A 14,282-nucleotide genomic window follows, 5' to 3' on the forward strand; every position below is an offset into this window, starting at 1 on the left:
AAAATCAGGAATCCTCGGGCTCAAAATGATCGACGAACTTCGGCGTTATGCACAAGTCTTGAGTAAAAAGCATTTCTGACTTTGACTCAAAAATAAAAGACCCCCCCAACAAATCTGCCCCGGTTACGGTCACTGGTTCGAATCCAGTCGGGTGCGCCAAAAACTCATCATAAAAAGCTTCGCATAATCTGGATTTGCAAAATCCAAGACCGATAATTGGTGAAAATGATTAGAAGTATCATGTTATTAATTGTCGGCGTGGGTGCCTTCGTTCAAGGCACATTTCGTCTTGGGAAACCAGCGCAAGCCGTTGAGCATTCTGGCTGGCTCTACCAACAATTTGGTGATGAGGGCGTTGCATGGGGTATGATTGCTCTCGGCGTAGTAGCCTTTATCATTGGTGCAGTTATGTTCAACAACACATGGGTTCGTTTGATCAAACAACGCCTGTCGCGTTGATCAGGCTATGATTCAGCAGAAATGATAAGACGGCACAAAACCGACCTCGAAACCACGCTCGTTTAAGGTCGCTCAATCTATCCGCTTTCTTTCATGCATTTGATACTATTTCAAAATCATCGCAAATTACTATCACTGAGCGATTAGTTTCAATTAACTACAAGTTTTTAGTAGTATTTCATTGACAGCTGGCAATCTGTCCTTAACTAGCTCATCATTGTTGATCGGCAACATAAAGGGACGGAAAATGCGTAAAATTGGATTTTGCCTGATTGCTTTGATGGCGATCTCGGGATGTACTTCAACTGAAAAAGACGTCAGCATTGGCACAGTAGCAGGTGCTGCAATTGGTGGAATTGCCGGCGGTGGCCGCGGCGCACTTATCGGTGCTGGTGCTGGTGCTGTAGGTGGCTTGCTGGTGCGCAATCTTCGCAATGGAAATTGTCAATACCGCAACAGCAAGGGCCATATTTACACGGCTCGTTGTCGCTAAGTTTAGTCAGGCGGGCATAAAGCCCGCCTTTCTTTTATCCCACATGCAGACCGGGGGCTTCCTGTCCGGTGCTTTCAACATATTCAGTATAACCGCCACCATATTGCTGAATGCCATCCGGTGTGAGTTCGAGCACGCGGTTGGAAAGTGCGGACAAAAAGCGGCGATCATGCGATACGAAAAGCATGGTGCCTTCATAGGCTGACAGCGCTTTGATCAGCATTTCCTTGGTGTCGAGATCCAGATGGTTCGTTGGCTCATCAAGTACGAGGAAGTTCGGCGGATCAAACAACATCGCCGCCATAACCAGACGGGCTTTCTCACCACCGGAAAGAACGCGACATTTCTTCTCAATGTCATCGCCCGAAAAGCCAAAGCAACCCGCAAGCGCACGCAGAGGTGCCTGCCCAGCTTTTGGAAAGCGCTGTTCCAGCCATTCAAGAATAGTGCTGTCACCATCCAGAATGTCCATGGCGTGCTGCGCGAAATAGCCGAGCTTTACGCTGGCACCAAGATTGACAATGCCCTGATCGGGTTCTGTCGTGCCGGTAACAAGCTTGAGAAGCGTTGACTTGCCAGCACCATTGACGCCCATGATGCACCAGCGTTCACGACGGCGGACCATAAAGTCCAGTCCGTCATATATGGTGCGGCTGCCATAAGACTTGTTCACGCCCTTGAGGCTAACCACATCTTCGCCGGATCTTGGCGCAGGCAGAAAGTCAAAGGCGACTGTCTGACGACGACGCGGTGGTTCCACGCGGTCGATTTTCTCAAGCTTTTTCACGCGGCTCTGCACCTGAGATGCATGGGATGCGCGTGCTTTAAAGCGTTCGATGAACTTGATTTCCTTGGCAAGCATGGCCTGCTGGCGTTCAAACTGTGCCTGCTGCTGCTTCTCATTGAGTGCACGCTGGCCTTCATAGAAGGCATAATCGCCGGAATAGCTTGTGAGCGAGCCTCCGTCGATTTCAATAATCTTGGTTACAATACGGTTCATGAACTCGCGATCATGCGAGGTCATCAGCAATGCGCCGTCATAGTTTTTGAGGAAGGATTCGAGCCAGATCAGGCTTTCAAGATCAAGGTGGTTGCTTGGTTCGTCAAGCAGCATAACGTCAGGACGCATGAGAAGAATGCGGGCAAGCGCCACGCGCATTTTCCAGCCGCCGGACAATTTGCCGACATCGCCGTCCATCATTTCCTGACTGAAGCTAAGACCGGCCAGCACTTCACGCGCACGACCGTCCAAACCATAACCATCAAGCTCTTCGTAACGCGCCTGCACTTCGCCATAGCGTTCGATAATTGCATCCATCTCATCAAGACGATCAGGATCGCACATGGCGCTTTCGAGTTCGCGCAGTTCGGCAGCAACAACGCTGACCGGCCCTGCCCCGTCCATAACTTCGGCGACAGCTGAACGTCCGCCCATTTCACCAACATTCTGGTTGAAATAGCCGATTGTCACGCCTTTTTCGACATTGACCTGCCCTTCATCGGGCAGTTCTTCGCCGGTGACCATACGGAAAAGCGTGGTTTTACCCGCACCATTTGGTCCAACCAGACCGATCTTCTCACCGCGATTCAACGCAGCAGAGGATTCGATGAAGAGGATACGATGGCTGTTAGACTTGCTGATATTATCGATGCGGATCATGGTCGTGGGAGGCCTTGTGAAAACGTGGCCTCCCTATGGCATGGCTTGTCCGCGCTGTCACGGGGCACAATGCCGATTAGCTCCGTTAAGGAATATGATGCAGCCATTCTTTGGTTGCGAATTTTTCTTCAACGAGCTTTTCAGCGGCAGCAAACTCTTCAGGAGTGATCGCTCCACTTACACCGCCATTCAGCGACACGAACATATCTTTCATGCGGTCTATAACTTCGCGGCGTGGCAAGCCTGTCTGGCTTCGAACTGGATCAACACGCTTGGCGGCACTCGCAGTACCTTTGTCTGAAAGCTTTTCCCGGCCAATGCGCAGCACTTTCACCATCTTTTCCGCATCCATGTCATAAGCCATCGTGACATGGTGCAGAACGGTTCCACCTGAATAGCGCTTTTGCGCTGCTCCACCGATCTTGCCTTTTGAGCTCGAAATATCGTTGAGCGGCTTATAGAAGGCGTCGATACCCAGAGAATTAAGCGATTTCAGCACCCATTCATCCAGAAATGCGTAAGAGTCGGCAAAGCTCATGTCACGGACAAGTTCACCCGGCGCATAGAGTGAATAGGTGATCGAGTTGCCCGGTTCTACAAACATTGCACCGCCGCCCGTGACACGGCGTACTGTCTCGACGCCCATTTCTTCAGTCGCTTCCATGTCAACTTCGTTACGCAGCGACTGGAAAGCACCGATGATAATCGATGGGCGCTCCCACTCCCAGAAACGCAAAGTGGGCGCGCGGCGTCCAGCTGCAACTTCGCGCGCCAGAACTTCATCTACCGCCAAATGCATTGTGGGCGTTAGCGGTGGAATATCGATAATCTGCCATTCATAGTCGCGCCACGTCCGCGCCACACCAAGCGCACGGCGAACAGCAATTGCAACGGCTTCAGGGCTGAAACCAATCATGAACGCATCAGGACGCAGTCCTTTGCGCACGGCGTCAGCGATCTCCTCGGCAGATGCAGTTGCTGGTAAGCCGTTCAAAGCATCGCGAATATCATCAAGGGCCTCAGCCGGTTCTAAGAAAAAATCACCTGCAACCTGAACCTGGTGCAGTTTATTATCTAGAACCTCCAGATCGAGAACAACCAGCTTACCACCGTGGACCTTATATTCACCATGCATTTTCATACGACCTTGCTGACGAGAAACATCTGGGCGCACTCTTGCGGATTCAAGGCAAAAAGGGAACTACGACACTGCCAATTTATGACATTTACGCTCAGATAAACGATAACTGCATCAAATTAAGATCATTAAAGACGTGGAGAGCCGTTCATTCTATATTCAATGTCTACCACGTATAGAATTAAGCATATTAACGCTCAAACAATGGTGTTCACCATGACAGCTTTTCTGTCTAACAAACTCAGCCTGATAGCAGGCGCATCAGCTTTCATCGCATCCATGTATATGCTTGCGCCAGCACCCGCAGAAGCGGCGCGTTTGCAACGCTGCGCTTCTGAAAAGGGTATTTGCCAATTACCTTACCCCACCGAAGTAGTTTATGGGGCTAATGGGCAAGCCACTTCAATGTTTGTAGACCGACCAGAAGTTCGTTGCTCGAATCAAGTTTTTGGCGATCCCGCACCCGGCAAAAGTAAAACATGCTCTTTTGTTGTCCGTGAACGCTATGAAGACAGACGGGATGACCGCCGCAATGATTGGCGCGACAACCGCCGCGATGACCGCCGGAACGATTGGCGTGACGACCGTCGTGATGATAGGCGCGGTGACTGGCAGCGATGTGCAAAAGAAAATGGTTTCTGCGATTTTTACGGCCGCAAAACCGTGCGTTACGGCGCGAAAGGTCGTTTTGTAGAACGCGTTGTCCGTGATGGCGTACGATGCGACAACCGTACATTCGGTGATCCAGCACGCGGTCAAGATAAAGCGTGCTACATTCAGAACTAAAACGAAAGGCGGGCAAAATGCCCGCCTTTTTATGAATAGTGTTCTATGCAACAGCTATTTAAAGTGCAGCCAATCGCGTTTCAGCTGTTTTGTCAGATGCCTTCTGCATTCCTGAATCGCGATCATAAACGTCGTTATAGAAACGCACCTTACCGCTCGCATCCGGCCAGGCGGTGAAATAAGCGATGTAGACGGGCACTGGATTGGCAACCTTAATGCCGCGCTCATCCTTGCCGAAATATTTTCCAAGCTCATCAACCTGCTTGCCAAGCACGGCGGCTGCCATATCACGCGGACGTTCTAAGCGAATGCAACCATGACTCAGCGCACGCATATCACGGCTGAAATAAGCTTTCGCCGGAGTATCATGCATGTAAATGTCATGCGCATTCGGGAACAGAATCTTCAATTCGCCCAATGCATTGTCGAGGCTTGGCTTCTGGCGAATACCCACATGTGCCTTACCTGCAGCAACAGCGCTCCAATTCACAGCACTTGCCGAAACCTTCTTACCACCGACATAGACTTCATAGCCATTGCGGTCGAGATAGCTGGTATCACGCATGACCTTTGGCAGCATTTCATTCAGAATAATCGAACGTGGCACCCCCCATGAAGGATTGAAAACAACGGTCTGAACCTTGTTATAAAAGAAATAGGTCTGATGTGTCGGCGAACCGATCACCACATTCATCGCCAATTTTTCTTTGCCATCTTCAAAATATTCTGCACGATAAGACGGCTGATTGACCATCACATAGCGCGAACCAAAATCATGTGGCAGCCAGCGAAGGCGCTCCATCGAATAGAGGATGCGATCACGCTTCACCGAACTCTGCTCACCTTGAAGGGCTGCAATCGTGTTCTTCCCGATGATGCCGTCCGGGGTGCTACCTGACAGTTTCTGATAATCCTTAATTGCCGCCGCAAGCTCCGGATCATAAATGGTTGCATCGGCATGTGCCTGTAACACATCACGATGCTCAGTCATGTATTTTTCAGGTGCGTGACGCGTAATAAGCGCAACAACCTTACCAAGCCCATCATTGGTATCACCCGGACGGATAGCCTTATCGAGCGAGATGCGGATTGGCTCTCTGGATGGTGCCTGCGTGTTCGCAAGTTCACGCTTCAACGTGGCATAAGCTTCGTTATTTGGCTGGAAGCTTTTCAAATAAGCAACCGGATCGCTTTCAGCGGCGAGCTTTTCAAGAACAGCTTTTGGATCAACGCGGTTTCGCGGAAGATCATAAAAGCCACTCAACCTATCTGCAACGATCCGTCCTTCGCCCGCATCAATTGCATAACGCAAAGCGCGCGCCGACATTTTAATTTCAAAGTCAGCGAGCTTCTGCTGATGTTCTGAAAGCTGTGTCACGTCGAAGTGTTCACCGGGAATAGCAACCGCATATTCTTCCGGGTTGAGACCATCTTCATCAGACTGAGCGAAGAAAGCCGCAACGTCCCGCGCTTTATCGAGCGCCTTGTTATCAGCAGACCAGATGAAACTACGCTGTTGCGAATAGAAGCTCACGATTGCTTCTGCGATCTGCTTCTCAGCCTGCACATCTGTTGTCTTCAGATAATCAGAAGTAGCATCGAATGCTAATTCGCCCCGCGTCTCGTTAGTCCTCTTAACCGGACCAATCGGTGACATACCCGAAGTCAGCGGATCAACCGACGACGGTTCAACAGCAGCAGTCACCTGCATATCGAGAGCGCTGAAATCAACTTTGATCAGTGCGTCGGGCTTGTAATTGTAAATCTGCGGACCTTTGACAGTCACGCGCTGCGCTGGCGGTACGGTGGCCCGTGGGATAGAAACGGTCTTTGTGCCGCTCTGCGCAGGCGTAGCAGGTATAGCCTGAACAGGTGGCTGAACTGGCTGAGCCTGTTGCTGACGACGCTGCTGGAAAAGCTCCAGCAAAGAATTTGCGGCCTGTGCCTGTGTGGCCGTGAAGAGTGTCGACGCTGCTAACGCAACTGCCAATGCACTACGAACATAAGGACCGCTTTTGCGATGATTATTCGTGTCGCGATAAAACTCTCTGGAGAACTGCATTCCAACCGCCAATTCAGTGCGACCACCTTTGAGTGAGGCCGCGTCAATCTTTGCCCATAGAATTGATGAATCTCGTATAGAATCTTTTAACGTTAACGCATCTTCCTATTTTTTTTTGCCAGGCTCCATCAATTTTTATTGAAAAGCGATTTCTCGGATACACTTTCGCGCGCTGTTTTCTGCGAGGTTGCGCAAAGTGCCGCAGTGGATTTCATCCCGCATCGCGTTACAAGCCCGACAGTTTATATACGGGCAAGCAAGCGAGGTACCACAATGGCAGAAGCAAGCGCCGCCAATCTCTTCCCTTTGGGCGAAGATAAGACCCCTTATCGCAAATTGACGTCTGACTATGTTTCTGTTGACACATTTAAGGGACAGGAAATTCTGAGCGTTGACGCTGAAGGATTGCGCATTCTGTCGGAAGCTGCCTTTGCAGATATCAACCACCTGCTGCGTCCCGGTCATTTGCAACAGCTCGCAAATATTATGAAAGACCCTGAAGCCACCGATAATGACCGCTTCGTGGCCTATGACCTCCTGAAAAATGCGAATATCGCCGCTGGTGGCGTCCTGCCTATGTGCCAAGATACCGGTACGGCGATTATTATGGGTAAAAAAGGCCGTCGCGTCTGGACCGAAGGCGGCGATGCCGATGCGCTCGGCGCTGGTGTTCTTGATGCTTATAACAAGAAAAACCTGCGCTATTCGCAGCTTGCGCCGCTCTCAATGTTCGAGGAAAAAAACACCAAGAACAATTTGCCCGCGCAAATCGACATTTATGAAGAAGGCGAAGACGCCTATAAATTCCTGTTTGTTGCCAAGGGCGGCGGTTCGGCAAATAAGACGTTTCTGTTTCAGGGCACGCCGTCGCTGATGACCCATGACCGGCTAATTGAGTTTCTGAAAGACAAGATTCTCAGCCTCGGCACTGCCGCCTGCCCGCCTTACCATCTGGCGATTGTTATCGGCGGCACATCTGCCGAAATGAACCTCAAGACCGTCAAGCTCGCGTCTACGCGTTATCTTGATGAACTCCCGACACACGGTTCGGAAACAGGTCATGCGTTCCGCGACCTTGAAATGGAAGCAGAAATTCACAAGCTGACGCAGTCGCTCGGCGTAGGCGCACAGTTTGGTGGCAAATACTTCTGCCATGATGTGCGTGTTATCCGCCTGCCCCGCCACGGTGCCTCACTGCCAATCGGTCTTGGTGTTTCCTGCTCGGCAGATCGTCAAGCAAAGGGTAAGATCACCAAAGAAGGCATCTTCCTTGAGAAGCTTGAAACCAATCCAGCGCAATATATGCCAGAGATTGACGAGGAAAAGCTGTCATCGCATGTGGTCAAAATCGACCTTAATCAGCCGATGGAAGACATTCTAAAGGAACTGTCGAAACACCCGGTCAAAACCCAGCTTTCTCTGACTGGATCGATTATCGTTGCACGCGATCTGGCGCATGCAAAGATCCGCGAGCGTCTGGAAAACGGCGAATCTATGCCGGATTATTTCAAGAACCATCCGATCTATTATGCTGGCCCAGCCAAGACACCAACCGGTTATGCTTCGGGTTCATTTGGCCCAACGACCGCTGGCCGTATGGATTCATACGTCGATCAGTTCCAGTCATTCGGCGGATCGATGGTGATGCTGGCAAAGGGCAATCGCTCGCGACAAGTTCGCGAAGCTTGCGGCAAGCATGGTGGCTTTTATCTCGGCTCCATTGGTGGACCTGCCGCCCGCCTTGCTCAGGATTGCATCAAGAAAGTTGAAGTCGTTGAATATCCAGAGCTAGGCATGGAAGCCATCTGGCGTATTGAAGTGGTTGATTTCCCGGCCTTCATCGTCATTGACGACAAGGGCAATGACTTCTTCAAAGAACTCAATCTAGGGTAATGTGAAGGGCGGGAAACCGCCCTTTTCTTCATCTGGGATCGCGTTTCAGACCTTTTTCAGCAAGCTCATCCAGATAGGTTTGCCAGAGCGTTTCTTTCTCTGTGCCTAACTTATGGAGATAGGTCCACGAGAACAGGCCCGTGTCGTGCATGTCGTCAAAGGTAATACGAACGGCATAATTACCCACCGGGTCCATCCGCATGATTTCGACATTGCGTTTGCCGCCAACGGTCACGCGCTGTTCCGGCGAATGGCCTTGCACTTCGGCAGAAGGCGACAAAACCCGCAATAATTCCGCCGTCAGTTCAAAGCGTTCGCCACCGTCAAAAGCCACCGTCAAAAGCTTGCGATCCTTTGAGACACGCAGTTCAGTGGGCCAGACATCACTCATATTCATTCTCCGTCGCTTCGAAAGCGTATGTTTCTTCAATAAACATGCCGTCCATTAGCGTCTATTCTTATTATTCGCATTTTGTTGAAGGTGGTTTGATTGAACACGAACTGGACAAACTTAAAGCGGAAAACTATCTCTATTCATAATTAGCGAGCAAACTTCGCGACACATGGGAACATATGGCAAATATTACGCAACGGCTCTTTCAACTGCCTGATGTTTCTCCGAATGGACCGATGATCGATCCGTTTGGACGCGCGGTTACCTATTTGCGTGTTTCTGTTACCGATCGTTGCGATTTCCGCTGCACCTATTGCATGGCAGAGCATATGACCTTTCTGCCGAAGAAAGACCTGCTCACACTCGAAGAACTCGACCGGATTTGCAGCGCCTTTATCGCTAAGGGCGTGCGCAAGTTGCGCCTGACTGGCGGTGAGCCGCTGGTCCGCAAAAATATCATGCACCTCATTCGCGGTCTTTCGAGGCATTTGCAAACTGGCGCGCTGGATGAGCTGACACTCACCACCAACGGGTCTCAACTTGCCCGCTATGCAGATGAATTGGCTGACTGTGGTGTGAAGCGCATCAATGTTTCCATCGATACTCTTGATCCGGAAAAGTTCCGCACGATCACCCGCTGGGGCGACGTCAATCGGGTTATTGAAGGAATTGATGCGGCGCAAAAAGCCGGCATCCGTGTCAAAATCAATGCAGTCGCGCTCAAAGAATTCAATGAGTTTGAAATACCAGAGCTGATCCGCTGGGCGCATAGCCGCGACATGGACATGACGCTCATTGAAACAATGCCGATGGGAGAAATCGAAGTTGACCGGACAGATCAATATCTTCCGCTCTCAAAGCTCCGTGCTGATCTTAGCCAGCAATTCACGCTCTCTGATATTCCTTATCAAACTGGTGGGCCTGCCCGTTATGTAAAGATTGCTGAAACGGGTGGTCGTCTTGGCTTCATCACTCCGCTGACGCATAACTTCTGTGAGAGCTGTAATCGCGTGCGTCTCACCTGTACGGGCATGCTTTATATGTGTCTTGGTCAGAATGATGAGGCCGATCTTCGTGCTGCGGTGCGTGCGAGCGAAAGCGATGGCGTGCTCAATGACGCGATTGATGAAGCTATCTCACGCAAGCCCAAAGGCCATGATTTCATTATTGATCGTGACCACAACCGCCCAGCGGTTGCACGTCATATGAGCCTCACGGGCGGATAAATAATTTGAATACGTTCACAACAAGTATCGATTGGACCGAATCCAAACGATAAGCTAGCGATATGAAACCATAAACCGGATTTCATATTGTGCCGCAGTCAGCAAATTTTCGTGCAAGCATGTTTATGCTTCTCGCCATGGGTACATTTACCATCGGCGATTCCATAACTAAATATTTGCTCGTCCATATGAACAGCGGTCAGTACATGTTTCTTCGTGGAATATTTGCCACGATAGCCATCGGGTTGCTGGCATGGCGCAACGGAGCGTTTCGCAACCTCTCACTCGATCCAATGACGATGCTTCGTGTGCTGGGCGAAGTGTTGGCGACAATCACTTATATCTACTCACTCGGCCACCTTTCTCAGGCATTCTGTTCAGCAGTTTTTCAGGTAACGCCGCTCGTTGTAACACTCGGCGCAGTGCTGTTCCTTAGTGAAAAAGTCGGCTGGCAGCGCTGGATGTGTATCTCAGTAGGACTTATCGGAGTCATTATAATTATCCGTCCCGGTGCAGACAGTGCCACTGACCTTGCAGTGGTTGGCGTTCTCTTATCCAGCGTATGCTTTACGGCCATGCGCGATATTGCAACGCGACGGATTCCAGCCAATATCCCGACGCTTTATCTCTCGACACTCACCGCCGGATCTATAATGATCACAGGCGGCGCGCTGATCGAGCCAATGGGTGGCTGGCAACCCGTTGGTCTTGAACCAATTATTCTGATGGCTTTAGCCGCAGGGCTTTTGCTGGTTGGCTATCACTTTATCATCATGGCAATGCGGGAAGGTGAAATCTCATTTGTGTCGCCATTCCGTTATTCGAGCCTGCTGTGGGCGATAATGCTAAGCACCGTCGTTTTCAATCAGGCACCAGATTCCTATACAATCGCCGGGTCGGTTCTTGTGGTAGGAAGTGGAATTTACATGGTCTACCGCGAAAACATCCGTAAAAAACGCGAACAGAAACTGCGTAAGCTGGAAACCATTTAATGCCTAAAGCAATGCAGATCGCAGGCGCTATTATTGCTGGAGGACAATCCAGTCGCATGCGTGCAGATGGCATTGCTCGTGATAAATTCCTGCAATTGCTGGGTTCTAAGTCAATTCTGGAACGGGTGGCCGCTCAGCTTTCACCACAGGTCGATCACCTGTTTATCAATACAAACACCGACAAGAGTGACCTTCCTGACTTGAGCTTACCGATAATTGCCGATGTTCAATCGCATTATGGCGGGCCGCTTATCGGCCTAAAAACGGCGTTCGAATACGCACAGAATTATTCATTTGTGCTCAGCGTTACCGGAGATTGCCCCTTCATTCCGTCCGACCTGATGGCGCGCCTCTATGAACGCCAACAAAAAAACGATGCGCGCATTGTTATGGCAAGTTCCAAGGGCCGGGTTCATCCAATTTTCGCTCTTTGGAAGCCAGATCTCCTACAGCCATTAAATGCGTGGTTGCAGCACACTGAAAAAGCCAGTGTACTGGCTTTCGCGCGAACCATCGGGTTTGAGACAGTTGATTTCCCGCTCCAAGCATTGCCGAAGACCACCGAAACCTTCGATCCATTTTTCAACATCAACACAGCCGAAGACCTGCACAACGCAAGAAAGCTCTATGAGGCGCTGCAATGACCGAAGCAAACATTGTTACCAAGAAAATATTCGGCATCACAGGTTGGAAAAACTCAGGTAAAACAACGCTCACTGAAAAGCTTGTGCAGGAATTTACCAAGCGCGGCTTCAATATCTCGACCGTGAAACACGCGCACCACAACTTCGACATTGATCACGTCGGCACAGATTCGTGGCGTCACAGAAACGCCGGTGCCGGTGAAGTGGCAATCGTCTCATCTGCGCGTTACGCGATCATGCATGAAAATCTGGGCGAAAAAGAACCTTCACTGGAAGAGATTGTCGCAAAACTCTCACCCTGTGATCTGATTCTCGTAGAAGGCTATAAACGCGAATCTCATTACAAAATTGAGCTGCGGCGTTCGGGCGGACATGAAGGTCCAGCACTTTCGGACGACGACCCAACCATCGTTGCTATCGCCAGTGATCACATCAACCACGACGCTAAATTACCCGTGTTTAATTTGGACGCGATTGCAGATATTGCAGACTTCGTGCAGCAAGTCATGAAGCTGTGAGGATTTCACTTATTTTTTCAGATTTGGTAGTGCTAAAATTGGAAACATTGCCATAAAACGCAAAAATCCCTTTTAAACCGCTATTCAACATGCACAATTAAATTACGTGGACCGTCTTGCAATCCACCGGGAATTGGTGGGATTATCAGCTTCTGGGTAGATGATTGGGCATTTACAAGAAAAAATATTGCGCGTTGTTATCTCCAGCATCTATTTGTAGTGAATGAGGGATCACTGTCAGACCTGCTAATGATAAACATGTCGACAGCATCCTTTTAAGCGGCTGAACCAGAAAAAGAATCAGGGAACCAGCCACAACGAAACGAGAGGACTAAGAATGCGCGTTATTCAGCGTATAGCTGCAGCAGCATCCGTTGCAGCACTTGCAATCACATTCGGCAGCATGACCGCCGGTATTGCCAATGCTCAGGAACCCCTGAAGCTTAAAATTGGTACGGAAGGTGCTTACCCTCCATTCAACTTCATCAAGCCAGATGGCACACTTTCGGGCTTCGACGTTGATATCGCCAAAGCGCTTTGCGACGAAATGAAAGCGGAATGTGAATTCGTTACGCAGGAATGGGACGGCGCGATCCCTGCCCTCCAGTCTGGCAAGTTTGATGCCTTCATTGCATCCATGTCAATCACTGACGAACGCAAGAAGCAGGTCGATTTCTCGAACAAATATTACAACACACCTCCCGGTGTTGCAGCGCCTAAGGACACCGACATCAAGGGCGTGACCAAGGAAGATCTCGCTGGCAAGACAATTGGCGTTCAGGTTTCGACCACGCATTCCAACTATTCTGAAAAGACCTTCACAGACAGCACAATCAAGGCTTATCCAACGGCGGAAGAATATCGCCTTGATCTGGCAAACGGTCGTCTTGATGCCGTTAACGACGATAGCGTGACCTTGGCTGAATGGCTAAAGTCGCCAGATGGCGCTTGCTGTAAGATGGTTGGCACCTTCCCGCCAGTGATTGAAATTCACGGTCCAGGTGCAGGCGTTGCCTTCAAAAAAGGAAACCCTGAGCTGATTGCAAAGTTTAATGACGCGATCAAGGCAATCCGCACGAACGGTAAATACAAAGAAATCAACGACAAATACTTTGATTTCGATGCATATGGTGCAGAAAACTAAGATAATTTAACTTTTATGCGCCGGTTTACTCCCAAGTAAACCGGCGCGACTATTTGGACTGTTCATAAATTTCAAGATCTGTAAAAGGCGCGAAGCCGCGACTTTAAAACAGGCGTAGCAAACAGATCCAAGGGAAGAGATTAGGCGCATGGAACATTACGCCACCTTATTGAGCTTTGGTCCGGAAGGATGGGGCCGAAGCATCGCCTGGGGACTTCTCGTCACCATTTCGCTTGCTCTGGCTACATTACCGCTAGGATTAGTTCTGGGATTTCTGGTTGCGATCGGAAAGCAATCCTCAGAACCCTCAATGCGACTTGCAAGCAATATTTACACGACCATTTTTCGCGGACTGCCAGAGCTTCTGACGCTGTTCTTGGTCTATTTTGGTGCTTCGCTTCTGCTTCAACAGTTGCTCGCTTATTTCGACATCAGCGCGAGAATTGAAATCAATGCGTTCGTGGCGGGTATGATCGCGCTGGGTTTTGTTTTTTCGTCTTATTCCAGTGAAGTCTTCCTATCTGCATTCCGTGCCATTCCGCGTGGACAATATGAAGGTGGCTATGCTGTAGGTCTTTCGCATTGGCAAACAATGCGCAAAGTCATCCTGCCGCAGCTCATCAAGATTGCTTTGCCCGGTCTCGCCAATCTCTGGCTTGTGCTCCTGAAAGACACCTCGCTGGTATCAGTCATTACGCTCTCCGACATTCTGCGTCAGACCTCGATTGCAGCGCGTGTAACGAAAGAGCCGTTCCTGTTCTTTGGCGTCGCTTGTCTGTTGTATCTCGCTCTTGCGATCATCTCCTCTTACTTCATCAACCGTATCGCTCGTTGGGCGGATGCCGGTAACAACGCATCGCGAGGAGCTTGATC

The 14,282-nt window shown here is 50.0% G+C and carries 14 protein-coding genes; 10 read left to right on the forward strand and 4 right to left on the reverse strand.

Annotation, left to right across the window (positions count from 1 at the left end; genetic code table 11):
• The first annotated feature begins 240 nt into the window (after positions 1-240).
• The gene (locus ACOZHT_RS00005) at positions 241-459 is read left to right on the forward strand and encodes a hypothetical protein (protein WP_339508583.1); all 219 of its coding nucleotides are present in this window, start codon (positions 241-243) and stop codon (positions 457-459) included.
• 247 nt (positions 460-706) lie between these two features.
• Positions 707-952 (forward strand): YMGG-like glycine zipper-containing protein, encoded by a 246-nt coding sequence (locus tag ACOZHT_RS00010; RefSeq protein WP_339508582.1) that lies wholly within the window; start codon positions 707-709, stop codon positions 950-952.
• 34 nt (positions 953-986) lie between these two features.
• Here the strand turns inward: ACOZHT_RS00010 and abc-f are convergent, their stop codons facing one another.
• Together abc-f and ACOZHT_RS00020 are read right to left on the reverse strand one after the other, a co-directional pair.
• Positions 987-2,612, reverse strand: a complete 1,626-nt coding sequence (abc-f, locus tag ACOZHT_RS00015; RefSeq protein WP_339508580.1) for a ribosomal protection-like ABC-F family protein — start codon at positions 2,610-2,612, stop codon at positions 987-989.
• Between the two features lie 85 nt (positions 2,613-2,697).
• Positions 2,698-3,753 carry a biotin/lipoate A/B protein ligase family protein gene (locus tag ACOZHT_RS00020; RefSeq protein WP_339508578.1) on the reverse strand — a complete coding sequence of 352 codons (1,056 nt, stop codon included), beginning with the start codon at positions 3,751-3,753 and terminating at the stop codon, positions 2,698-2,700.
• A 213-nt stretch (positions 3,754-3,966) separates the two neighbouring features.
• Between ACOZHT_RS00020 and ACOZHT_RS00025 the strand changes: the two genes are divergently transcribed.
• Positions 3,967-4,536: a hypothetical protein gene (locus ACOZHT_RS00025; protein WP_339508577.1), complete on the forward strand. Its 570-nt coding sequence runs from the start codon at positions 3,967-3,969 to the stop codon at positions 4,534-4,536.
• Positions 4,537-4,594: 58 nt separating this feature from the next.
• Here the strand turns inward: ACOZHT_RS00025 and ACOZHT_RS00030 are convergent, their stop codons facing one another.
• Positions 4,595-6,598, reverse strand: coding sequence for a L,D-transpeptidase family protein (locus tag ACOZHT_RS00030; protein WP_339508575.1), 2,004 nt, complete (start codon positions 6,596-6,598; stop codon positions 4,595-4,597).
• A 273-nt stretch (positions 6,599-6,871) separates the two neighbouring features.
• Here ACOZHT_RS00030 and ACOZHT_RS00035 point away from each other — a divergent pair, with 273 nt between their 5' ends.
• Complete coding sequence (locus ACOZHT_RS00035; protein ID WP_339508574.1) at positions 6,872-8,491, forward strand: fumarate hydratase; 1,620 nt, start codon at positions 6,872-6,874, stop codon at positions 8,489-8,491.
• Positions 8,492-8,519: 28 nt separating this feature from the next.
• Here ACOZHT_RS00035 and ACOZHT_RS00040 read toward each other — a convergent pair whose 3' ends face one another.
• Positions 8,520-8,882 carry a DUF971 domain-containing protein gene (locus ACOZHT_RS00040; protein ID WP_339508572.1) on the reverse strand — a complete coding sequence of 121 codons (363 nt, stop codon included), beginning with the start codon at positions 8,880-8,882 and terminating at the stop codon, positions 8,520-8,522.
• 182 nt (positions 8,883-9,064) lie between these two features.
• Between ACOZHT_RS00040 and moaA the strand changes: the two genes are divergently transcribed.
• The 6 genes from moaA to ACOZHT_RS00070 all read left to right on the forward strand — a co-directional run bounded on the left by moaA (position 9,065) and on the right by ACOZHT_RS00070 (position 14,280).
• Positions 9,065-10,111, forward strand: coding sequence for a GTP 3',8-cyclase MoaA (gene moaA / locus ACOZHT_RS00045; RefSeq protein ID WP_339508571.1), 1,047 nt, complete (start codon positions 9,065-9,067; stop codon positions 10,109-10,111).
• A 125-nt stretch (positions 10,112-10,236) separates the two neighbouring features.
• Positions 10,237-11,103 carry a DMT family transporter gene (locus ACOZHT_RS00050; protein ID WP_421565388.1) on the forward strand — a complete coding sequence of 289 codons (867 nt, stop codon included), beginning with the start codon at positions 10,237-10,239 and terminating at the stop codon, positions 11,101-11,103.
• The gene (gene mobA / locus ACOZHT_RS00055) at positions 11,103-11,747 is read left to right on the forward strand and encodes a molybdenum cofactor guanylyltransferase MobA (RefSeq protein WP_421565191.1); all 645 of its coding nucleotides are present in this window, start codon (positions 11,103-11,105) and stop codon (positions 11,745-11,747) included. Before ACOZHT_RS00050 ends, mobA begins: the two co-directional genes overlap by 1 nt.
• Positions 11,744-12,265, forward strand: coding sequence for a molybdopterin-guanine dinucleotide biosynthesis protein B (mobB, locus tag ACOZHT_RS00060; protein ID WP_339508566.1), 522 nt, complete (start codon positions 11,744-11,746; stop codon positions 12,263-12,265). Before mobA ends, mobB begins: the two co-directional genes overlap by 4 nt.
• A gap of 337 nt (positions 12,266-12,602) precedes the next feature.
• A complete protein-coding gene (locus ACOZHT_RS00065) occupies positions 12,603-13,409 on the forward strand; it encodes an ABC transporter substrate-binding protein (protein ID WP_339508565.1) in 807 nt (268 codons plus the stop codon).
• A gap of 148 nt (positions 13,410-13,557) precedes the next feature.
• Entirely contained in the window at positions 13,558-14,280 is a 723-nt protein-coding gene (locus ACOZHT_RS00070; RefSeq protein ID WP_339508563.1) for an ABC transporter permease, read from the forward strand.
• Positions 14,281-14,282 lie beyond the last annotated feature (2 nt).

The sequence above is a fragment of the Ochrobactrum sp. EDr1-4 genome (assembly GCF_049199085.1).
Classification (GTDB): domain Bacteria; phylum Pseudomonadota; class Alphaproteobacteria; order Rhizobiales; family Rhizobiaceae; genus Brucella.